Genomic DNA, 21,836 nt, shown 5'->3' on the forward strand with positions numbered 1-21,836 from the left:
AGCACCGCGTGTGCACGCCGCACTCTGTGCCGCATGCGGGACCCTCCCCCGCGGATAGAGTCGCTGTAGCCCACCGGCTCAGATCGAACAGACGCGGATGGAACGACCACAGATCCCGCACGCCCGCACGCACGTCACGATGCAGGACGTCGCCCAGAAGGCAGGCGTCTCGGCGCAGACCGTGTCGAACGTCGTCAACGGACGCACCGAACGCGTCGGCGCCGAGACCATCGACCGCGTCACGAAGGTCATCGACGAGCTCGGGTACCGCCTCAACCAGGCGGCCCGCTCGCTCCGCAGGGGCACGACCGGGATCGTCGGACTCGGGGTGCCGGTCCTCGCGTCGGAGTACTACGGCGAGCTCGCCGAGCGCCTGTCGCACCGGTTCCGAGAGAGCGGCATCCGTCTCGTGACCGAGAACACCGGCGGCGCGATGACCGCCGAGGTCGAGTCGCTCGCAGCATCGCACCTCGAGACGTACGACGGGTTCATCCTCGCGATCGCCGCGAGCGAGTCGGCCGATCTCGACCGTTTCCACCCGACGACGCCGATCGTGCTCCTCGGCGAGCGCGCCGTGCCGACGCGGTTCGACCACGTGCTGATGGACAACATCGGCGGCGGGGCCCTGGCGACGGGGCACCTGCTCGACCGCGGCGCCCGCGCCGTCGTCGCGCTGGGCGGATCGAACGCCGGGAGCCCCTCGGTGCAGACGCTGCGCACACAGGGTTACGTCACGGCGCACCGCGAGCGCGGGGCACCGGTGCGATCCGACCTCATCGTGAACGCCGGGCTCCACCTCCCGGACGGCTACGAGGCGATGTCGCGGGTCATCGCCGACGGCACCGAGTTCGACGCGGTCTTCGCCTTCACCGATGCCAGCGCACTCGGCGCGCTGCGCGCGCTCGCCGATCACGGCATCCGTGTGCCCCACGACGTGCAGGTGGTGGGATTCGACGACGTCCGCGAGAGCGCGTACAGCGTGCCCCGGCTGACGACGGTCGACCCCGACAACGACGCGATGGCCGACGAGATCGTCCGGATCATGCTCGCCCGTCTGCAGGCCCGCACTCCGGGCCCCGGAGGCGCCGCTGCCGGCGTCGCCGGCGAGGAGCCCGTGCGACGCGTCATGCCGACGAGGCTCATCGTGCGGGAATCGACCCGCTGACACCGTGGGGCACGGGTGGGGGCGCCCGCGCGGCATCCCCCACCCGTACGTTCAGCGGCTACACGACAGCGCCCCGTACGCGGCGTCGTACACCGAGTGCTCGCGCTCCCCTGCGTCGTCGGCCCACACCGTCACGGTGGCGGACCCGGCAGGCACCGACGCCTCGCGGGTGACGAAGGACGGCGACACGCGCTCACCCGGTGCGAGCGACGCGACGTCCTTCGTCCCGTACGCGGTCTCGATGCGCACCTGGACGGTGCGCTCGTCGGTGTTGACCACCTCGACGGAGAGCGCGACCTTCTTGCCCGCGCAGCGTTCGGTCACCGCTGCGGTCGCGTTCACCGCGGCCAGCACGTCGAACGACGCCGCGGCCTGGGCGGGGAGCAGGATGTCGAAGCCGAGGAACTCGGCCGTGACTGTCTGCGCGCCCCGCTCGAGTCCCGCCGGGATCGTGGCCGAAGCCCGGCCGTCCTCGAGGAGGACGGTGTCGGACCAGTCGCCGACGCTGAAGCGCACCTGCCCGCCGGTCTCGAACCCGTCGGCGGCGGTGACGGATGCCGTGACCTGCCCCTCCTCGTTCTCGACGACGTCGTCGACCGAGACCTCGACGGTGGTCGCGACATCCTCGTTCTCGATCCCGCGGATGCTGTTCCACTCGCGGAGGGTGATCGGGATGACGGTGCCGTGCCGCGGCCGCGGCACGCCCGCGTTGGTCATGGTGATCGTCTTCGGCTGCCAGGTCGGCGCCTCGATGTCGGCCTCGCACGCCGCCTGGTATCCGCCGCCGTTGGTGTACCGGTCTCCCCACAGGTAGAACTGGCCGGGGCACGCGGTGTCGCCGGGGTTCGCCTCGAAGATCACCGGACCCTCGTACCCCGCGTTCGGCTGCCACGTCGTCCGGCCGAGGGCCGGCGCGATGAGCTGCCAGGCGTGGATGTCGCTGTCGAGGAAGTCGGTGTGCTTCTCCGAGAAGAGGTCGGACCCGGCGTTGCCGGCCTCGTTCTTCGTCACCCGGTAGTACTGGTCGCCGACCTTGATCGCCGTCGTGTCGATGCGCGACTGCGGGGCGGGGTCCTGCCAGACCTGCGGCTCGGAGAACGTCTGGAAGTCGCGCGTGATGTTGTACCACATCTGCGCATTCCCCTGCCCGGTGCGGTTCAGCGGATCGTTCCACAGCGACTGCGCCCAGAACACCGCGTACGCGCCGATCTCGTCGACCCACAGCGACTCCGGCGCGAACGCGTTGCCGGCGTTATCGGGTGCGACCTTGACGTGGCGCTGCGGGGTCCAGTTGACCAGGTCGTTGGACTCGAACACCTCGATGTACTGGGTGTCGTTGATCGCGTATCCGCCCTGGTCGTACCAGTTCAGGTCGGTGGCGATCATGTAGAACGTGTCGCCGTCGGGCGACCGCACGATGTGCGGGTCGCGCAGCCCCTGGTCGCCCAGCTGCGAGACCAGCGACGGCCAGCCGCCGGTGAGACCGGTCCACTCCAGCGCGTTGTTGCCGTTGGACGTGGCGAACATGATCTGCTCGCCGTCGGCCATGCCCTCGCCCTTGAAGTAGCCGAGGAAGTAGCGCTCGTTCTCCTCGTGGCGCGGCAGCGGCTTGACCACGACGTCGAACGCCCTCTCGACCGACGCTCCGCCCTGGGCGATGGTCGCCGTCAGCGTGGCCTCGACCTCGGGGTGCCCGTACGCCGGGCGGGTCACCTCGCCGGTCGGCGAGATGAGCTCCGAGCTCGACTCCCACGTGATCTGCGAGCCCCAGCGTCCCTCGGTGGGCAGCGTGATGTGGCCGCGCACGTCGTCGGTCTCGTACAGGTCGAGGTCGAGCGCGTCGCGGTCGACGGAGTGGGCCGCGTCGAACTCGGCGGGCACGGTGATCGCGATCTCGCGCACGGCGACGGACTGACCGCCCTTGCGCAGGGTCGCGGTCAGCACCGCCGTCGCGTCGGGCTCGCCCAGCGCGGGCCGGCTGATCACGCCTCGGATCGGCACCTTGCGTGCGCTCGTCACCGCGGGCGGGTTCACCACCTCGATGACGGAGGAGTCGGACGACGCCCAGGTGATCGTCGAGCCCGCGACCGTGCCGAGCTTCGGGAGCACGAGGTCTTCCACGACGGCGCTCGTCAGTCCGAGGTCGATGGCCGCGGCATCCGCCTGCACGCCTTCGGCGTTGCCCGGCGCCGCGCGCAACGCGACCTCCGCCGGGTCGAGGCCCCGGTCGTACACGCGGAAGTCGGTCAGCGAGCCGCGGAACGAGTAGTTGCCGGGCACCTGCGAGCGACCGAGGAAGTTGCAGTTCGTGCCCGCGGCGTTGACCGACGGCGGCGTCGTGATGGCGGTCGACTGCGCGTGCTGCACGCCGTCGACGTACAGCGTGCCGGTCCACGTCGTGCCGTTCGCGTTCGGCGTCTGCGTGTAGGTGACGTGCTTCCACACGCCCTCCGGAAGACGCACGCGGTTCTGCTGCACGTTCACCGAGCCGGCGGCGACCCGCAGTCGCTGCGTGTTGGACGAGAAGAGCTGCCCCTGCTGGCCGCCGGCGGCGTCGCACGACACCTTGTTGCCGAGGCTCCAGATCTGGTGCTCACCGACGTTGGCCGGGTCGATCCAGATGTCGTAGTCGATGGTGATCGCCTGCATCCCGGCCGTCAGGTCGCTCGGCAGCCGCACGTAGGCGCCGCTCAGCGCGTCGGCGTAGTCGTCGGGGTTGAAGCGGATGCCTGCGCCGTCGCGCGCGGCCTTGTCGGGGTTGACGAGCACGGCGTCGGCCGCGCTCCCGGCCGAGCCGGTGTTCGACACGACGGTGCCGGACGTCTCATCGAGGGCGAAGTGGTGGACGAGGCCGTCGACGACGTCCTGGTCCTCGGCCTGTGCCGCGATCGGTGCGGCGACGACGACGCCGACGCACAGGGCGGCTGCGGCGAGGGACGCGGTGGCGCCGCGCCGGCGCGTGCGACGGGTGAGTGGACTGAGCATGGGAAGGGATACTCCTTCGTATCTGATTCGTATCTGGCTGTCGCGGATCCGGCGCGTCGCCGTCCGGAGGGACCGCCCCCGCGCCGGAGGTTTATCGATCAATCTGGATGTTAGCGGTCACAGCAGAAGAGCCGCAAGAGTCTGCTCCCGGCCGGCGTGACGCTGACCGCGCCTTCGTCGTTGCGGAACGTCAGAGCGCTGCGACCACGGCGTTGTCGAGCTCGTCGAGGTCGACGCCGGGGCGCTCGGCCCGGTTCGTCATCAGCACGAACGCGACTCCGGCCGACGGGTGCACCCAGAACTCGGTGCCGGCCCAGCCGCCGTGCCCGTACACGTCGCGGTCGATGAGGCCGGGCGCGCGGGTGCGGAGGTTGAAGGTGAAGCCCCAGTCCTGCCCCCGTTCGGCGACGTACGGCTCGAGCCTGGGGATGTCGCCCGTCAGCGGCCGCCGCATCATCGCGAGCGTCGCCGGCTGCACGATCCCGCCGGTCTCCCCCTGCCCGATGCGCAGCAGGGCCGAGCCGAGCGCGAGGAGGTCGGAGGCGGTGCCGATCATGCCGGCGCCCGGGTTGCGCAGGCGCGCGAAGCTCCGCAGGTCGAGGCCCTGCTCGGCGGCGTCGACCACGGCGTGCGGTTCGACGGACGCGTCGAGGGTCAGCCCGGTCGCCCCGGCAGCCCCCGCCCACGCCGCGAGGTCGGCATCCCACTCCCGCCCGGTGGCGTGGTGCACGAGCGCGGCGATGCCGTCGAACGCCACCGTCGAGTAGCGCGACGCCGTGCCGGCGGCGAAGTCGCGACCGGGCGCGAGCAGCGCGGCACGCAGGCCCTGTGCCGGGTCGAGACCGGGCTCGGGGATGCCGGAGGTGTGGCTCACCAGATGCCGCAGGCGCACGACATCGTCGCGAGCCGCCCCGAACTCGGGGATCGCGTCCGACAGCGGCGTCTCGGTGGTGAGGAGGCCCCGCTCGACGGCGCGCGCGGCCGTGAGCCCGGTCAGCACCTTGGTGATCGAGAACAGCCAGTACGGGTCGTCCACCCGCGCCGGCCGGCCGTCGGTCGCCCCGAACGCGTCCAGAGCGACCACGCCGTCGGCCGTCGCGATGCCGAGCACGGCGGTGGGCAGCCGTCCCGCGTCGACGTGCCGTCGCGCCCAGTCGAATGCGGCTCCGTACGGGGTCATCCGTTCCCTCCGTTGTCCCGGCGCAGCGGCAGTCCGGTGCGGCGGCAGTTCTCTGTCGTGGCGCAGCAGATCTGGTGCGCCACGACAGGATTCTGGCGCCGCGCGATCATCTGCGCGGTTCGTATCGTACGAGAGAGACGGATGCCGCGACCGCGCGCCGCAGGTCCTCGAGCGTCGCGCCGGGCCCGAACCAGCCGTGGGCGCGGGCCTGCACGAGCACGTTGCCGAGAGCGGTCGCCTCGACCGGACCGGCGAGCACCGGCAGCCCGCAGCGGTCGGCCGTCGCCTGGCAGAGCAGGCGGTTGAGCGCTCCCCCGCCGACGATGTGCACGACGTCGATCTCGCGCCCCGTGAGGCGCCCGGCGGTCGCGACCGCGTCGGCGAAGGCCTGCGCGATGCTCTCGACGATCGTCCGCGCGAAGGCCTCGCGCGTCGCGGGGACGGGGGCGCCGGCCTCGTCGAGCACCGCGGCGATGCGCGCGGGCATGTCGCCGGGGGCCGACAGGCGCGCGTCGTTCGCGTCGAACAGCGCGATGTCGCCGGTGACGGATGCCGCGGCATCCAGCAATCCCGGAAGGTCGATGGGCGCGCCGTCCTCGGCCTCCCACGTGCGCACCGACTCGCTCAGCAGCCACAGTCCCGTCACGTTGTGCAGGAACCGCACACGGCCGTCGACGCCGCCCTCGTTGGTGAAGTTCGCTTCGCGCGCCTCGTCCGTCACCACCGGCTCGTCGAGTTCGACGCCGACGAGGCCCCACGTGCCGCACGAGATGTAGGCCGCGTTCGGCGTGCTGAGCGGCACGGCCACGACGGCCGAGGCGGTGTCGTGCGAGCCGACCGCGATCACCTCGAGCGGCGCGCCGACGCGCTCGCGCGCCTCGCCGCGGAGGGCGCCGAGCCGTTCGCCGGGGTCGACGAGCGGGGGAAGGACGGATGCCGGGACCCCCAGCCGTGCGATGAGCTCGGCATCCCACTCCCCCGTGCGGACGTCGACGAGGCCGGTCGTGGATGCGTTGGTGCGTTCGGCCGCGCGCGCCCCGGTGAGGAGGAACGCCACGAGGTCGGGGATGAGCAGGGAGGCTTCGGCGTCGGCGAGTCGCAGTTCGACGGCGTACTGGTAGAGGGTGTTGAACGGCAGGAACTGCAGGCCGTTGCGGCGGTACAGCTCCTCGAACGGCGTCACTGCGTGCGTGGCTTCGACACCACGCGCGGCGCGGTCGTCGCGGTAGTGGAACGGCTCACCGAGCAGCTCGTCGCCGTGCACCAGCCCGTAGTCGACCGCCCAGGAGTCGATGCCGACGCTCGCGATGCCGGGTTCGCGCCGGACTGCTTCGGCGAGCCCCTCGAGGATGTGACGGTACAGCGCGGTGAAGTCCCAGTGCAGTCCGTCGGCGCCGGCCACCGGACCGTTGGGGAACCGTGCGACCGCCTCGAGGCGCAGCATCCCGTCGCCGACGTACCCGAGCATGACGCGACCGCTCGTCGCCCCGAGGTCGACGGCCGCCACCACCCCGCGGGTCATCGCAGGACTCCGCGCGTTTCGTCTCGGTCGCTGGCGCTCCCTCGCTCAACGACCGCTGGGCTCCGGTCGTCGAGCCCGCGGAGCGAGACCCCCCGGTCGTTGAGCGAGCGAATCGAAACCCCCCGGTCGTCGAGCCCGCGGAGTGAAACCCCCCGGTCGTCGAGCGAGCGAAGCGAGACCCCCCGGTCGTTGAGCGAGCGAAGCGAGACCCCCCGGTCGTTGAGCGAGCGAAGCGAGACGAAACGCATCGAGCCGCCCTTCATCGCAGGAACGCCGCCGCGACGCCCGAGTCGACCGGGATGTGCAGGCCCGTCGTGCGCGAGAGCTCGGGGCCGGTGAGCACGAACACGGCGTCGGCGACGTTCTCGGGCACGACCTCGCGCTTGAGGATCGTGCGGTTGGCGTAGAACTGGCCGAGGTCCTCTTCCTTGACGCCGTAGGTCGCGGCGCGGTTCGCGCCCCAGCCCGACGCGAAGATGCCCGAGCCGCGCACGACGCCGTCGGGGTTGATGCCGTTCACGCGCACGCCGTGCTCGCCGAGCTCGACCGCGAGCAGGCGCACCTGGTGAGCCTGGTCGGCCTTGGTCGCCGAGTACGCGATGTTGTTCGGGCCGGCGAACAGCGAGTTCTTCGACGCGATGTAGACGATGTCGCCGCCGAGGCGCTGGTCGATGAGGATCCTCGCGGCCGCCTTCGACACCAGGAACGAGCCCTTGGCCATGACGTCGTGCTGCAGGTCCCAGTCCTTCTCGGTGGTCTCCAGCAGCGGTTTCGACAGCGACAGCCCGGCGTTGTTCACCACGAGGTCGACCCCGCCGAACGCGAGCACGGCCTCGTCGAGCGCCGCCTGCACCGCGGCCTCGTCGGCGACGTTCGCGGCGACGCCGATCGCGACATCCGTGGTGCCCAGCTCTGCTGCAGCCGCCTGCGCCTTCTCGAGGTCGAGGTCGGCGACGACGACGCACGCCCCCTCGGCGGCCAGGCGCGTCGCGATGGCCTTGCCGATGCCGGATGCCGCGCCCGTGACGAACGCGATGCGGCCCTGGTGCGACTTCGGCTTCGGCATCCGCTGCAGCTTGGCCTCTTCGAGGGCCCAGTACTCGATGCGGAACTTCTCGGCGTCCGAGATTGGAGTGTACGTCGACAGCGCTTCGGCGCCGCGCATCACGTTGATCGCGTTGACGTAGAACTCGCCCGCCACGCGCGCGGTCTGCTTGTTGGCGCCGTACGAGAACATGCCGACGCCCGGCACGAGCACGATGAGCGGGTCGGCGCCGCGGATCGCGGGGCTGTCGGCGGTCGCGTGGGCGTCGTAGTAGGCCTGGTAGTCGGCGCGGTACTGCGCGTGCAGCTCCTGCAGGCGGGCGACGGATGCCTCGACCGTGGCGTCGGCGGGCAGGTCGAGCAGCATCGGCTTGACCTTCGTGCGCAGGAAGTGGTCGGGGCAGCTGGTGCCGAGCTCTGCGAGCGCGGGCGCCTTCTCGGACGCGAGGAAGTCGAGCACCTCGGCGGAGTCGGTGAAGTGGCCGACCATCGGCTTGTCGGTCGACGCGAGACCGCGGATCGTGGGGGCCAGGGCCGCCGCGCGGGCGCGGCGCTCGGCATCCGGAAGCGCCTCGTAGCCGGCCCGCACGCCGCCGAACGGATCCTTCCGGCCGTTCTCGACGAGGTACGCCTGCGCCGTCTCGATGATCCACAGCGAGTGGCGCTCGGCCTCCTCGGACGTGTCGCCCCACGCGGTGATGCCGTGCCCGCCGAGGATGCAGCCGATCGCCTGCGGGTTCTGCGCCTTGATCTCGGCGATGTCGAGGCCCAGCTGGAAGCCCGGGCGGCGCCACGGCACCCACACCACTCTGTCGCCGAAGATCTCGGCGGTGAGCTCCTCACCGTCGGCGGCGGTGGCGATCGCGATGCCGGAGTCGGGGTGGAGGTGGTCGACGTGCGCGGCGTCGACCAGGCCGTGCATGGCGGTGTCGATCGACGGCGCGGCGCCGCCCTTGCCGTGCAGGCAGTAGTCGAACGCGGCGACCATCTCGTCCTCGCGCTCGACCCCCGGGTACACGTCCACGAGCGCGCGCATGCGGTCCAGGCGCAGCACCGCGAGTCCTTCGGGCTTGAGCGTGCCGAGGTCGCCGCCCGAGCCCTTGACCCACAGCAGCTCGACGGGCTCACCCGTCACCGGATCGGTGTCGGTGCCCTTCGCCGACGTGTTGCCGCCGGCGTAGTTCGTGTTCTTCGGGTCGGCGCCGAGGCGGTTCGACCGCTCGATCAGCTGCGCGACGGTCTCGTTCTTCATGGCGTGTCCTTCGTGGTTCGGATGCTCCGCAGTCACGTTCTGCGGTGTCAGGGGGTCGCAGCGCGCGTTTCGCGACTGCGGAGCGGATCGGCCCTCCGCTCCGCAGTCACGTTCTGCGGATCGGGTGCGGCTTCAGGCGCAGAAAGTGACTGCGGACCCGAGGCGTGGCGTACGGTGGGGGTGGCGGGGAGAAGCGACGCGAGGCGGGCCTCGAAGCGGGCGAGGGTGACGGATGCCGCGGCCTCCTGCGGACGGTTGAGGTGACCGTGATGCGTCCCGGGCTCGGCGACGACCTCGACGGGGCGCCCGGCATCGCGCAGCGTCGCGGCGAACGCCTCGGCCGAGACGCGGAGCTCGTCGACGTCGCTGTTGACGATGAGCGTGGGCGGGAAGCCGGCGACCTCGCCCGGGGTGGCGAGCCCGGGGATCGCGCCGAGCGGCGCACCGTCGAAGCCGCCGTCGAGAGGTGTTCCGAGGTAGTTCGCGTACATCGCGCGCACGACTGCCGGGCCGAACCGGTCGGCGTCGGGGTTGGCGTCGAGCGCGGCCCGCAGCGCCGGGTCGGGCGCGGGCTGCACGGCGAGGAGCGTCGGGTAGGCCAGGATCACGAGCGCCGGGAGCGTCGAGAGCCCGGCCTCGAGCAGTCGCAACGTCGCGCCCGCGGCGAGGTTGCCGCCCGCGCTCGCGCCGCCGAGCGCGAGACGCTCGGGTGCGATCCGCAGCCGGGCGGCGTTGTCGACCGTCCACGACCACGCCGCGAGCACGTCGTCGGATGCCGCAGGGTAGTGGTGTTCGCCGCGCGCCGGGCGCGCGGCATCCTCCCACCCCTCCGGCACCGGCGCGAGGCGGTAGTCGACCGCCACGACCGTCGTGCCGCGCGCCGCCAGCTCGCGCGCGACCCAGTCGGACTCGGGCATGTCGAGCTCGCCGAACGCGAAGGCCCCGCCGTGCACCCACACCAGGCCGGTGCCGTTGGGCTCGCGCGCGGGGTACACGCGCACGAGCCCGTCGGCCCCGGCGTACGGCTCGCTCATCTCGTGCTCCTCCGGATCGGATGCTCCGCAGTCACTTTCTGCGGTCTCAGGGTCGTGTTGTCCCGCAGAAAGTGACTGCGGAACGGCGGGGGCGGGTCGGGGTCGGGGCGGGGGGGCGGATCGGGGTCGGGGTAGGAGTGGGGGTTGGGTGGGAGTGGCGCGGGGCGGGTCGGGGCGGGGGCGGCGGACCTACGCGCCCCAGCCGGCCTGGGTGCCGCCGACGCGGTCGGCGGCGATCCGCTGCTGGTGGCCGGATGCCGCGTATGCGGCCATCGGGTCGGCGGCGAGCCCGCGCGACTCGCGCCACTCAGCCAGCGCGGGGCGCACGTCGCTGTAGAACGCGTCCATGAAGATCGCGTTGGCGGCGAGCACGTCGTTGGACTGCTGCGCCGCGGCGAGGGCGTCGCGGTCGACGAGCAGCGCGCGCGCCGTCATCTCCTGGACGTTCAGCACCGAGCGGATCTGCCCGGGGATCTTGTCTTCGATGTTGTGGCACTGGTCGAGCATGAACGCCACGTCGGGGTTGCCGAGGCCGCCGCCGCGGACCACCTCGAAGATGATGCGGAACAGCTGGAACGGGTCGGCCGCGCCCACGATCAGATCGTCGTCGGCGTAGAAGCGCGAGTTGAAGTCGAACGAGCCGAGCTTTCCGAGCCGCAGCAGCTGCATCACGATGAACTCGATGTTCGTGCCGGGCGCGTGGTGGCCGGTGTCGAGGCACACCACGGCGCGGTCGCCGAGCGCCGCGACCTGCGCGTACGACGTGCCCCAGTCCGGCACGTCGGTGTGGTAGAACGCCGGCTCGAAGAACTTGTACTCGAGCACGAGGCGCTGCTCGTCGGACAGGCGCGCGTAGATCTGCTGCAGCGAGTCCTGCAGACGGTCCTGGCGGGCGCGCATGTCGTTCTGGCCGGGGTAGTTGGAGCCCTCGGCGAGCCAGACCTTGAGGTCGCGCGACCCGGTCTGGCTCATGATGTCGATGCACTCGAAGTGGTGGTCGATCGCCTTCTGGCGGATGCGGTCGTCGTGGTGGGTGAGCGCGCCGAACTTGTAGTCCTCGTCCTGGAACGTGTTCGAGTTGATCGTGCCGAGCTGCACGCCGAGGTCTTCTGCGTGGCGGCGCAGCGCGGCGTAGTCGTCGACCTTGTCCCACGGGATGTGCAGGGCGACGCTCGGCGCCAGCTTCGTGTAGGCGTTCACCTGTGCGGCGTCGGCGATCTTCTCGTACGGATCGCGCGGCGTCCCGGCCGTCGTGAAGACGCGGAACCGCGTGCCCGAGTTGCCGAAGGCCCACGAGGGCAGCTCGATGCCCTGGCCTTCGAGCGCGGAGAGGATCTGGGGAGACAGCGTCGTCATGGTGCGGTGCTTTCTTCGCGGGCGGATGCCTCGGCATCCGCGATCTGGTCTTCGAGGTGGAAGATCTCGGTGAGCGGGGTGGCGGCCTGGTCGGGGCGGCCGTCGAGCCCCACGAAGAAGCGGCTCATCTCGTCCTCCCACCGGGCGGCGACGGGGGATGCCGCGAGATACGCCTGCGCCGCGGCGTCGTCGTCGGTCTCGTAGTAGCCGAGGAGGCGGCCGCCCTCGCCGAGGAACAGTGAGTAGTTGCGCCGCCCGGCGGCGGCGATCTCGGCGAGCATCTCGGGCCGCACCGGCGTGTGCCGGGCGAGGTACTCGTCGAGCAGCTCGGGCTTGACCTGCAGCTCGAAGCAGACCCGCGTCGTCGCGGTCTCACTCGTCATGGGATCGTCCTCGGTCTCAGTGGTGGTGCGTGAATCGTTTCAAAGCATAAACGATCGCCCCCGGTCGCGCAACGAGACAGCGCTTGCTCGTCGGATACGCCGCGTGACGCGAGGACGCGGTAGCGTTTCGCGCGAGGAGGTGGCTCGGATGACGGTGAGCGTGCGGGACGTCGCGGCTGCGGCATCCGTCTCGGTGGGCACCGTGTCGAACGTGCTCAACCGGCCGTCGAAGGTGTCTCCGGCGACGGTGGAGCGGGTGATGCAGGCCATCGAGGAGCTCGGCTTCGTGCGCAACGACGCCGCCCGGCAGCTGCGCGCCGGACGCAGCCGCAGCATCGCGCTGATCGTGCTGGATGCCGGCAACCCGTTCTTCGCCGAAGTCTCCCGCGGCGCCGAGGACCGGGCTGCGGAGTCGGGGATGAGCGTGCTGATCGGCAACAGCGACGAGCGCAGCGACCGCGAGGGAGCCTACCTCGACCTGTTCCGCGAGCAGCGGGTCAACGGTGTGCTGGTGACCCCCGTCGGCGGAGACCTGGCACGGCTGCAGCGTCTGCACGACGGCGGCGTGCCGGTGATCCTGGTCGACCACGAGGACGCCGGGCACGTCTTCGCGTCGGTCTCGGTCGACGACGTCGAAGGCGGCCGCCTCGCCGCGTCGCACCTGCTCTCGACGGGCCGTCGGCGCCTCGCGTTCGTGAGCGGGCCGCTCAGCCTCCGTCAGGTCGCCGATCGCCTGGAGGGGGCGCGGCGGGCGGTGGACGAGGTCGCCGGCGCAACGCTCGAAGTGATCGAGATGCCGGCGCTGTCGGTGCTGCAGGGGCGCGCGGCCGGCGAGGCGATCCGCGCCCGGCCGGCGGCGGAACGCCCCGATGCCGTCTTCGCCGCGAACGACCTGCTCGCCGTCGGCGCGCTGCAGGCCTTCACGCTCATGTCGGACGTACAGGTGCCGCGCGACATCGCCCTCATCGGCTACGACGACATCGACTTCGCCTCTGCGACGGTCGTGCCGCTGAGCTCGATCCGCCAGCCCGCGCACCTCATCGGCTACACCGCCGTCGACCTGCTGCTGAAGGACCTCGACGATCCGGACGGCGAGCACGAGCGCACCGTGAGGTTCCAGCCTGAGCTGATCGTGCGGGAGTCCACGGGGGCCTGACACGCGCGCCGCCCCGGCACCGGACTGTGCAGGTCCGGCACCGGGGACGGTCGCGTGACGCGCCCTGCCCGCTAGCGCCCCGTCGCGAACGCCTCGTAGGGAACCGTCGTGGTCTCGGTCACGGATTCGCCGTCCACCGTCGCGGTCGCCGTGACGATCGCCTCACCGGCCTCCACCGCGGCGAGCTTCGTGTTGAAGGAGGCGCGAACGGTCTTGCCGGGCTTGACGTCCTCGATCGTCTTCTCGCCGTACGGCGTGACCACGACGACATCCATCCGCACGCTGTCGTCGTTGGTGACCGAGACCGAGAGGCGCACCTTCTTGCCCCGCGTCTCGGGCGTCGCCTCCACCGAGACGGCCAGCACCGGCGAGTGCGCTGCGACGAGCCCGCCCATCGCGGCGACAAGGGCGGCTGTCCGCTGGTCGACGGTCTCCTGCGTGGCCGATTCCGTGCGGAAGGTCGACTTGGCGCTCTCCAGCGCGGACAGCACCGCCGACATGCTCTCGAGCGTGTAGTCGGCGCTGTTCAGCCCGTTCGCCTGCTCGACCGCCTGCACGAGGCCGGCCTTGTCGGCGGTCACGGTCACCGGACACCATGCGAGTTCGTCTCCCGCGCTGTGCGTGATGAGCACCGACGTGGCGCCCGCGCGTCCGGCGCTGCCCTCGACGTCGATGCGGCCTCCGTCGCCGGCGCGTCCGGCGCCGGAGACGCGGACCACCTCGTCATCCAGCGAGTACGCGCGGAACTCCGCGTCGCCGGGCACGGGCCTGACGTTCGCCGAGATCGTGGCGGTGCTGCCCGCGGGCGTGCTGACCGCGGCGGCGCACTCGAGCGTGAAGCCCCCGTAGAGCTCGATCTCCCAGATGTTCAGCCCGTACTGAGTCGCCGGCAGGCCGGCCACCCGGACGAAGCGGATGTCGACCGGCGAGAAGTCGTGGGTGTGCGTCAGCGTCGGCTGCGCCGCCTCGACCCTGGCCAGCTGCATCCAGGTCGTCCCGTCCGCGGATCCCTCGATGCGGTAGTCGTTCGACGTCCCGGTCTCCCAGTGGACGATCGCGCGAGACACCGAGCGGACGCTCTCGAGATCGATCTGCAGCCAGTGCTCAGCCCTCGCCCGCGCCGACGACCACTTCGTCGCCATCGACCCGTCGTTGGCCTTGGACGCGACGATCGTCGCGTTGCCGTTGTACACGCTGTCGGCGGTGGCGGGGCGGTTCAGCGCCAGATTCTCCACGCCCGTCGCCACCGTCGGCGCGTCCACCACGGACGTGTCGGCGAAGACCTCGAACTCCCACAGCGAAGGGCCGTAGTTGAGCGCTCGCTTGAGGGTCTGCATCCGGACGAAGCGGGCGCTCGTCTCGTCGAAGGTGATCACGTCGATGCCGCCGTCGCTTCCCGCGCTCGGCGTGGCATAGGCGTCGCGCCAGTTCGTGCCGTCGTCCGACAGCTGGATCTTGTACGACTTCGCGAAGGCGGCCTCCCACGACAGGCGCACCGCCGCGACGGTCTGCGGGCGACCGAGGTCGACCTGGGCCCAGGCTCCATCGGAGTTGTTCCCCCGCCACCGCGTGGCGGGGTCGCCGTCGGCGAGCAGGTGCACGAGGTTGTACCCCGAGTACCCGGAGGCGCGCGTGGCGCTGTCGGCGGCCAGGTTCACCCCGGCCTCGACACCGAACTCGCGGATCGCGAACGCCTCGGCGTCGCTTTCGAGCAGCAGGATGCGCACGAACGTCGCGGGGGTCGGGGTGATCGCGACCTCGGTGGTCCCGCCGGTCCCGTCGACGACATGGGTGTGATCCGTCCAGGCGGCGCCGTCCTGCGACGTCTGGATGAGGAAGTCCCGCGCGTAGGCGTCGGCCCAGTCGACCGTGACCTTCGTCACCCACGAACCACGGGCGAGTCGCTTCGAGACCCACACCGGGCCCTCGGCGTCGGCGGCCCACACCGTGTCGGCGTCACCGTCGCCGAGCGCGGCCACCGACCCTCCGTCGGCGGTGGCGCCGGCGGAGTAGACGGATGCCTCGGGCGCGCTGCCCGCGACGAGGTCCGCGGTGACGGTCCTGCCGAGGTTCGCACCCGAACCGAGCAGGAACGTGCCGTGCCAGTCCGCACGAGGGCCCGTCAGCCCGACCGTCACGGTGAGCCCCGGTCGATCCGGGTTGGCGACGCTGACCTCGGGGGTCTCGCCGCGCTCGTCCACGAGGACGATGCTCGGCTGGTCGACCGTCAGAGTCCGGCCGCCGCCGACCTCGAGCGAGCCGGCACGGTAGAACGCGGCCATGGTCAGTTCCCGCTCGTCGTGACGGACCGCCTGCACCTCGGTGTCGTTCCGGATGGTCCGCACGGCGGGGTCGGCCGCGTACGCCTCGACCTCGGCCGAGGTCGCGGCGGGCAGCACCGTGTAGTCGTAGCTCGCCGAGTCCGGACGGTTCCCGTGATCGACGTACAGCGTGAAGGCATCGCGGGTGACCGCGTCCTCGTCGATCCAGTTGCCGGTCTGGGGCTTGTTCGACACCTTCACGTCCTGGCCGGGCGCGAAGACGTACCCGACCTCATCGTTGTACGCCCACGTCGCGTCGCCGATACCCTGCGCGTCGGCCGGTTCGAGGGCGTTCCCGCCCACCGCGGCGTTCGGCTTGGCCGCTGCCTGGTTGATCGTCGTGTGCACCGCGGCGTCGCTCGACGAGCGGATGCCGGCGCCGAGGGCGACCATCTCGTCGTCGAACAGGAAGTAGCTCTTCTGCGCGGTCGTCGCCGCCGTGTCGAGCGTCAGGACGTTCGCGCCGTACTCTCCGTTCGAGACGCCGCCGGTGAACCCGGCCCCGTCGCCGTTGCGGGTGCGGTTCTCGAACCCGCGCTCGGTCCGCTTCTCGTAGGGCGCGGTCACGCCGGGGTAGTGCCACCAGTCGAAGGCGGGGCCGAGGTCGAGGTACTCGCGGTTGGTGACCTGGATCGCGGTCGCCCCCATCGAGTTCCAGTAGACCGGGTTGCCCAGCTCCGGGCGGTAGGCGGTGCGGAGCTCGCCGCCGAAGGTGCGCGACGAGTTCAGCCGGGTGAAGATGCCGTACTCGTCGCGGAGGTGAGAGCTGAACTCGGACCGCCAGAAGTACTTGTCGCCGGTGATGCCGTTGCTGCGCGTGTTGCCGAGGATGCCGTCCAGCACCGCCTGGTAGCTCGTGGCGTAGAGGGCATCGGTGCGCACCATCCGCTCGAGCGGCTCGATGAACTCGGAGGCATGGCTGGTCACGCCGGCGATCGTCTTCGGGGGCCGGTAGTTCAGGTACAGCATCCCGATCTCGCCGCGGATCAGCCACCGGGTGCCGTTGACGATGTAGAACGCGATCGAGTCCAGCTGATCCCGCGAGAACGCCAGGCTCGTGCCCCTCGCCACGTCCGCCCACAGCGCCGCGTACGTGAAGAGCACCATTCCGTAGCCCTCGCTGTACAGCTGGGCTCCGTGCGCCCAGAAGCTGGCATCCGGCTGCACCGCTTCGTTCACCGCTCCCGAGTCGTCGACGGCGATCGTCGCCACGATGGTCTGGAAGCCGGTCTGGATGCGGGCGATGTCGCGGGTCGCGAGTGCTTCGAAGATGTAGTTCGACGTGCGCCACGCGCCGTTGGCCCCGACGGGATCGAGCTTGCCGGTGTTGTGCTGGAGCGTGACGGCGAACGCCTCCTCGCTCAGCTCCTCGCCGAGGAAGATCGAGATCCGCCCCATGGCGATGGATTCGCCGATCTCGGTCTCCCACCAGTTCTGGTTGCCCGGGTTCACCGCGTCCCAGTGCACGAGCGCCCGCTCGACGGCAGCGAGCACCGCGGGATCGCCGTATCCCTGCGCATCGGCATCCCGGTACGCCTGCGTCAGTGCGAGCATGCGGTACAGCGCGATGTAGGCCGACCAGGTCGACCCGTTCGCAGAACTCGTGCGATCGGCATAGTCGACGTCCGACCAGGACCCGTCGGCGTTCTGCGACTGGACGTAGTCCAGCGCCTCCGACGTGCGGGCCAGATAGATGCCGTTGGCCAGGAGGATCTCATCGCCCTGGCTGAGGTAGTACTCCTGCAGCCGCGATTCGATCGTCCGGACGTCCTCTTCCGGCGTCGCCGCCGCCGCGGGCGCGGCGACGACGGCCGAGAAGACGAGCGCCAGGGCGAGCACGATCCCCGTCATCGCCTTGAGGTTCTTCATGATGCGTCAGTTCTGCGCGGCGAGCGCGTCGATCTCGTCGGCGGCCTGCTGCATGACCTCGGCGAGGTCGCCCTGGCCCGACATGACCGCTTCGCTCCAGGCGTCGCGGAACGTCTGCCAGATCTCGGTGGCGCCGGCGATGTTGGGAACGTCGACGGTGAGCGGCACGGACTCCGAGAACGTCTCGAGCACCGGGTTGGCGGCCAGGTAGTCCGCGGCGATGTCGGAGATGTCGGAGCGGATCGGGAACTGGCCGGTCGTCTCGAGCAGCGCGAGGTCGTTCTCGGCGTTCATCGTGAACTTGACGAAGTCCCACGCGGTCTGCTTGTTCTCGCACGATGTGTACAGACCGACGTTCTTGGAGTCCCCGAACGTGTAGGTGTCTTCGGGCGCGGTGCCGTTCGCCGTCGGAAGGGGGACGATGCCGTAGTCGACCTTGCCGTCGAACTGCCCCGCTCCCCACGGCCCGGCGATGCCCATCGCCGCGACACCGTCGGCGAACGGACCGGCCCAGGCGTCGCCGCTGTACGCCTCGGCCGACGAGTAACCCTCGGCATACAGCGTCTGCCAGAACTCCAGCGTCTCCATGCCCTCGGCGCCGGTGAAGGCGGCGGCGTCGTCCTCCACCAGCTGCGTTCCCCCGGAGTTGGCGAGGAAGAACGGGTAGAAGTCGAACAGCGCGTTCGTGTAGTCGCTCGACGCCGGCGGGTAGAGGATGAAGTCGGCGGCGCCGGCCTCCTTGATCGCCGCGGCCGCTGCCAGCACGTCGTCATACGTCTCGAGCTGCGGGTCCTCGGCATCCAAGCCCGCCTGCGCGAACGCATCCTTGCTGTAGTAGAGCATGAACGGGTTCGCCTTCCACGGCACCTGGTAGAGGTCACCGTCGGGCGAGCGGAATCCCTCGGCCGCGTCGCCGGAGCGCTCGGCGATGAACGACTCACCGTCGTCGAAGGTCGTCGAGATGTTCACCAGCCCGCCCTGCTTCTGGAAGGCGGGGACCGCTGCCGGCGCGGTGTTGTAGACGAGGCAGGGGGTGTTGCCGGCGGTGATCGCCGCCGAGATCGCGTCCTCCGACGACTTGCCGGACGGGATCGCCTCGGCGGTGACCTGCTCGTCGGGGTTCTCGGCGTTCCATGCCTCGACGACGGCCTCCGCCCACGCCATCTCCTGCTCGTTGGTCGAGTACCAGATCTTGATCGGCCCGGAGCTGAGCCCAGACCCCCCGGCGTCGGCCTGTCCGGCCGATCCGCACGCCGCCAGCGGCAGTGCGATCACGGCGAGTGCTGCGACGCCCGCAAAACGCTTCATTGCAAGGAACTCCTTCGTCCGAAAGCCGCCTCGGCGAGCCTTCTGCTGTTTCATGGCACTTCTTGTCCGTGTGTCACTTCGCACGGGTGATCAGCATCGGGATGCACCGATCACCAGTAGTAAACCGGTTCTGGTCAACTGTGTCAATGGTTCTGGGAAACTGAGGCGTCGAGCGTGATTCCGCCTTGATTTTCCGCCAGTTCCGGAGATCAACCGCCCACTAAATCCCACTAAACTCGGCAGTCGGCAAGGGCGACCGCCCCGACCGCTCAGCCCCGGACGAGCTCCGCGACGCCGATGGACGAGTCCGCCATCCCGTAGAAGACGAAGCGACGATCCCCGATCGTCTCGATCGCGGTGGGGAACACCACGTTGCCGAGCGTTCCTTTCACCTCGTGCTCCGTCTCGGGCTCGAGCAGCGGCGCGGGAGACCGCGCGAGCACGCGGCGCGGGTCATCCGCGTCGAGCAGCATGGCACCGGCGGAGTAGCGCGAGCCGTGGGCGAGTTCGAACCCCTTCGGAACGGGGCCCGAGACTCCGTGATGCAGCAGCAGCCACCCCTCGGGCACGCGAAGCGGGGCGGGCCCCGCGCCGATCTTCGCGGATTCGTACGGCGCTTCCGGTGCGGCGATCATCGACGAGTCCTCGACGAAGGTCAGCGCGGACAGGTCTCGCCTCGCGGCCTCCAGATCGACGTACCCGATCCAGATGGACAGCCGGCCGTCGTCGATCCCGGCGGGAGTGCGAGCGCCCTCGCCGGGGCGCAGCCAATCCAGGTCCCACATCGGCCGGTGCAGCAGGGCGAGCCTGGGCGCACCATCCGGTCCGGGCACGACCTCCGGGAAGAACACGATGTCCTTGTTCGGGAACAGGTTCAGATCGGTGTCGAGCTCGGGCTGGTACGCGAACCGCAGCGGGCCCAGGCGCCGCCAGGAGACCGTGTCGTGCGAGACGGCGATCGCGGGCTTCGGGCCGAGCGGACCGTACGCGATGTACGACATGACGTGCACGCCGAGGGGTTCGAGGAACGTGATCCTCGGGTCCTCCACCCCGGCGTTGCGTCGCCCGTGCTCCCACCCCTCGTCCGGAGACAGCACGATGCCCAGTCGCTCCACTCCGACCGGGACCCCGTCGCGCAGGATCACGCGGGCGCGGGCGATCCGCGAGACGTTCCCCGCGGCGACCACGCGCGGGAACAGGTACAGCTCACCGTCGCCGCCCCACGCGGTCGCCGGATTGAGCACGCCCTCCGCCTCGAAGGGGTCGTCGACGTCCGCCGTCATGAGCGTTCCGATCCGGTCCAGCGTGTACGGGAGGGTCGCGGTCGGAGGGACGGTGTCGTACGTGGTCATGCGGATACCTCGGTGGTCGTGGGCAGGGTGCGGCCCGGATCGATGGATGTCGGGCTCAGCCTTTGATGGCCGAGCCCAGGTTGGCGGACGTGAAGTGGCGCTGGAACAGCAGGAACAGCACGACGACGGGCACGGCCAGCACGCACGCCCCGGCGAGCACGGCACCCGTCGGGTTCGCGAGGAACGAGCCGTTCGACTGCGAGAAGTTCGCCAGGCTCACGGCGAGCGGCTGCATGGCTGCCTGCTTCGTGACGAGGAACGGCCAGAGGAACTCGTTCCATGGACCGATGAACGTGACGAGCATCGCCGTGAGCACGGCAGGGCGTGCCAGCGGCACCGCGATCGACACCAGGATGCGCACCTCGCTCGCGCCGTCGATGCGGGCCGCGTCGAAGACATCCCGCGGGATCTGGAGGAAGTACTGGCGGAAGACGAGGACGGCGACCGAGTTGATCGCGAACGGCAGGATCATTCCCACGAACGTGTCGGCGAGGTTGAAGTAGCGCACGATCATCACGTACAGCGGGATCATGAGCAGCTGGAACGGGATGGCCTGCACGAGCAGGACGAGGGCGAAGACGAGACCCCGGCCCCGGAACGAGAGCACGGCCAGGGCGTACCCGACGAGGAGCCCGAAGACGAGGGTGCACGCCACCACGCCGGCGGTCATGATGAGGGAGTTCAGCAGCGACTGCAGCAGGTTGATCGACTCGTTGATCTCGCCGAAGTTGTCGAGCGTGAGAGTGCCGGGCAGCGGGAGCAGACCGACGAGGCTCGTGTCGCGCTCCTTCTGCAGCGCGCCGATGACCATGTAGTAGAACGGCACGAGTGCGACGAGCGCGCCGGCGAACAGCAGCGCGAACCGGAGCCCGGCCAGAGGTCCGCCTGCGGCCGGCGCCCTCCCCCGCTTCGCGTCGGGTCGTGTCGGCACTCGGAGGGAGGCGGTCATGAGTTCTTGCCTTCCGTGATGCGGCGGGCGATCAGCGACAGGATCATGACGGCCAGCACCAGGACCATGCCGATCGCGGCGGCGATGTCGGGCTGACCCTGCTGGATGCCCTTCTGGTACATGAGCAGCGCCGGCGTCATCGAGGCGCCGTTGGGCCCGCCGCCGGTGAGCAGATACGGCTCCGTGAAGATCTGGCCCGTCGTGATGATCGAGAGCAGGATCACGAGCGAGGTGACGGGTCGCACTGCCGGGAGCGTGACCGACCGGAACCGATCCCACCGCCCCGCTCCGTCGAGCTGTGCCGCCTCGTGGAGCTCTTTCGGCACGTTCTGAAGGGCGGCGAGGTAGAGGAGGATGTAGAACCCCAGGTTCTTCCACGTCACGTAGACGGCGATCAGCGGCATGATCAGCACCGGGTTCGCAAGCCACGAGGGCACCGGCGCGAGGTCGCCCAGCAGCGTGTTGACCACCCCGTTGCCGCTGAACAGGAAGATCCACACCGCGATCGTCGCGACGGAAGCCGTCACATAGGGGATGTAGTACGCGACACGGAAGAAGCCCTTCCAATGCACCACCGCATCGAGCCCCGACGCGAGCAGAAGCCCGAACCCGACGGTGAGCGGGACGTTGATGACGAGGAAGATGCCGAGGTTGAGGAACGCCTGACGCACCGCCGGGTCCTCGAAGATCGTCACGTAGTTCTCGAGGCCCACGAACGGATGCGGGACCTCGACGCCGGGCGCCGTGAAGTAGAAGTCGTGGAACGACATCCAGATGCCGTAGCCGAACGGGACGATGAAGATCACGAGGACGAATGCGGCATACGGGGAACTGAGCAGCAGGCCCAGGGGGCTCTCCCCGAGCCACAGCCTCAGGCGGCGTCGCCGCGTGCGCTCGGGGGGTGTGGTCGAGGCGTCGGCGCTCACGCGCTCCGCTGGACTCTCCACTCCGGCACGCACC

At 70.4% G+C, this 21,836-nt stretch carries 14 protein-coding genes; 2 read left to right on the plus strand and 12 right to left on the minus strand.

The window, feature by feature from the left end; all coding sequences use genetic code 11:
- Positions 1-97 precede the first annotated feature (97 nt).
- On the plus strand, positions 98-1,165 hold the full coding sequence (locus tag IM778_RS14650; protein WP_194409561.1) for a LacI family DNA-binding transcriptional regulator: 1,068 nt from the start codon (positions 98-100) through the stop codon (positions 1,163-1,165).
- A gap of 51 nt (positions 1,166-1,216) precedes the next feature.
- On the opposite strand, the gene IM778_RS14655 is transcribed toward IM778_RS14650, so the two are convergent.
- The 7 genes from IM778_RS14655 to IM778_RS14685 all read right to left on the minus strand — a co-directional run bounded on the left by IM778_RS14655 (position 1,217) and on the right by IM778_RS14685 (position 11,921).
- Positions 1,217-4,150 (minus strand): immunoglobulin-like domain-containing protein, encoded by a 2,934-nt coding sequence (locus IM778_RS14655; protein ID WP_194409562.1) that lies wholly within the window; start codon positions 4,148-4,150, stop codon positions 1,217-1,219.
- 190 nt (positions 4,151-4,340) lie between these two features.
- The gene (locus tag IM778_RS14660; protein WP_194409563.1) at positions 4,341-5,330 is read right to left on the minus strand and encodes a serine hydrolase domain-containing protein; all 990 of its coding nucleotides are present in this window, start codon (positions 5,328-5,330) and stop codon (positions 4,341-4,343) included.
- 106 nt (positions 5,331-5,436) lie between these two features.
- Positions 5,437-6,852 (minus strand): rhamnulokinase, encoded by a 1,416-nt coding sequence (locus IM778_RS14665; protein ID WP_194409564.1) that lies wholly within the window; start codon positions 6,850-6,852, stop codon positions 5,437-5,439.
- Positions 6,853-7,111: 259 nt separating this feature from the next.
- Positions 7,112-9,148 (minus strand): bifunctional aldolase/short-chain dehydrogenase, encoded by a 2,037-nt coding sequence (locus tag IM778_RS14670; RefSeq protein ID WP_194409565.1) that lies wholly within the window; start codon positions 9,146-9,148, stop codon positions 7,112-7,114.
- A 47-nt stretch (positions 9,149-9,195) separates the two neighbouring features.
- Positions 9,196-10,182: an alpha/beta hydrolase fold domain-containing protein gene (locus IM778_RS14675; protein WP_194409566.1), complete on the minus strand. Its 987-nt coding sequence runs from the start codon at positions 10,180-10,182 to the stop codon at positions 9,196-9,198.
- A gap of 189 nt (positions 10,183-10,371) precedes the next feature.
- Positions 10,372-11,538, minus strand: a complete 1,167-nt coding sequence (rhaI, locus tag IM778_RS14680; protein WP_194409567.1) for an L-rhamnose isomerase — start codon at positions 11,536-11,538, stop codon at positions 10,372-10,374.
- Positions 11,535-11,921, minus strand: coding sequence for an L-rhamnose mutarotase (locus tag IM778_RS14685; RefSeq protein WP_194409568.1), 387 nt, complete (start codon positions 11,919-11,921; stop codon positions 11,535-11,537). The genes rhaI and IM778_RS14685 overlap by 4 nt, the downstream gene beginning before the upstream one ends.
- A 148-nt stretch (positions 11,922-12,069) precedes the next feature.
- On the opposite strand from IM778_RS14685, the gene IM778_RS14690 reads away from it, so the two are divergent.
- The gene (locus IM778_RS14690) at positions 12,070-13,077 is read left to right on the plus strand and encodes a LacI family DNA-binding transcriptional regulator (RefSeq protein ID WP_194409569.1); all 1,008 of its coding nucleotides are present in this window, start codon (positions 12,070-12,072) and stop codon (positions 13,075-13,077) included.
- 71 nt (positions 13,078-13,148) lie between these two features.
- On the opposite strand, the gene IM778_RS14695 is transcribed toward IM778_RS14690, so the two are convergent.
- From IM778_RS14695 to IM778_RS14715, 5 genes are all read right to left on the minus strand, one after another.
- Positions 13,149-17,267 (minus strand): discoidin domain-containing protein, encoded by a 4,119-nt coding sequence (locus IM778_RS14695; protein ID WP_194409570.1) that lies wholly within the window; start codon positions 17,265-17,267, stop codon positions 13,149-13,151.
- 6 nt (positions 17,268-17,273) lie between these two features.
- The gene (locus IM778_RS14700) at positions 17,274-18,575 is read right to left on the minus strand and encodes a sugar ABC transporter substrate-binding protein (RefSeq protein WP_194409571.1); all 1,302 of its coding nucleotides are present in this window, start codon (positions 18,573-18,575) and stop codon (positions 17,274-17,276) included.
- A gap of 269 nt (positions 18,576-18,844) precedes the next feature.
- Positions 18,845-19,927, minus strand: coding sequence for a glycoside hydrolase family 130 protein (locus tag IM778_RS14705; RefSeq protein ID WP_194409572.1), 1,083 nt, complete (start codon positions 19,925-19,927; stop codon positions 18,845-18,847).
- 55 nt (positions 19,928-19,982) lie between these two features.
- Positions 19,983-20,876: a carbohydrate ABC transporter permease gene (locus IM778_RS14710; protein WP_194409573.1), complete on the minus strand. Its 894-nt coding sequence runs from the start codon at positions 20,874-20,876 to the stop codon at positions 19,983-19,985.
- Positions 20,873-21,802, minus strand: a complete 930-nt coding sequence (locus tag IM778_RS14715) for a carbohydrate ABC transporter permease (RefSeq protein WP_228484578.1) — start codon at positions 21,800-21,802, stop codon at positions 20,873-20,875. Before IM778_RS14715 ends, IM778_RS14710 begins: the two co-directional genes overlap by 4 nt.
- Positions 21,803-21,836 lie beyond the last annotated feature (34 nt).

Source organism: Microbacterium cremeum (assembly GCF_015277855.1).
Lineage (GTDB): Bacteria > Actinomycetota > Actinomycetes > Actinomycetales > Microbacteriaceae > Microbacterium > Microbacterium cremeum.

Coding starts and splice junctions, on each gene's coding strand:
- IM778_RS14655 (WP_194409562.1), bottom strand. CDS start 4,150: ATGCTCAGTCCACTCACCCGTCGCACGCGCCGGCGCGGCGCCACCGCG.
- IM778_RS14665 (WP_194409564.1), bottom strand. CDS start 6,852: ATGACCCGCGGGGTGGTGGCGGCCGTCGACCTCGGGGCGACGAGCGGT.
- IM778_RS14660 (WP_194409563.1), bottom strand. CDS start 5,330: ATGACCCCGTACGGAGCCGCATTCGACTGGGCGCGACGGCACGTCGAC.
- IM778_RS14685 (WP_194409568.1), bottom strand. CDS start 11,921: ATGACGAGTGAGACCGCGACGACGCGGGTCTGCTTCGAGCTGCAGGTC.
- IM778_RS14690 (WP_194409569.1), top strand. CDS start 12,070: ATGACGGTGAGCGTGCGGGACGTCGCGGCTGCGGCATCCGTCTCGGTG.
- IM778_RS14710 (WP_194409573.1), bottom strand. CDS start 20,876: ATGACCGCCTCCCTCCGAGTGCCGACACGACCCGACGCGAAGCGGGGG.
- IM778_RS14650 (WP_194409561.1), top strand. CDS start 98: ATGGAACGACCACAGATCCCGCACGCCCGCACGCACGTCACGATGCAG.
- rhaI (WP_194409567.1), bottom strand. CDS start 11,538: ATGACGACGCTGTCTCCCCAGATCCTCTCCGCGCTCGAAGGCCAGGGC.
- IM778_RS14675 (WP_194409566.1), bottom strand. CDS start 10,182: ATGAGCGAGCCGTACGCCGGGGCCGACGGGCTCGTGCGCGTGTACCCC.
- IM778_RS14700 (WP_194409571.1), bottom strand. CDS start 18,575: ATGAAGCGTTTTGCGGGCGTCGCAGCACTCGCCGTGATCGCACTGCCG.
- IM778_RS14705 (WP_194409572.1), bottom strand. CDS start 19,927: ATGACCACGTACGACACCGTCCCTCCGACCGCGACCCTCCCGTACACG.
- IM778_RS14670 (WP_194409565.1), bottom strand. CDS start 9,148: ATGAAGAACGAGACCGTCGCGCAGCTGATCGAGCGGTCGAACCGCCTC.
- IM778_RS14695 (WP_194409570.1), bottom strand. CDS start 17,267: ATGAAGAACCTCAAGGCGATGACGGGGATCGTGCTCGCCCTGGCGCTC.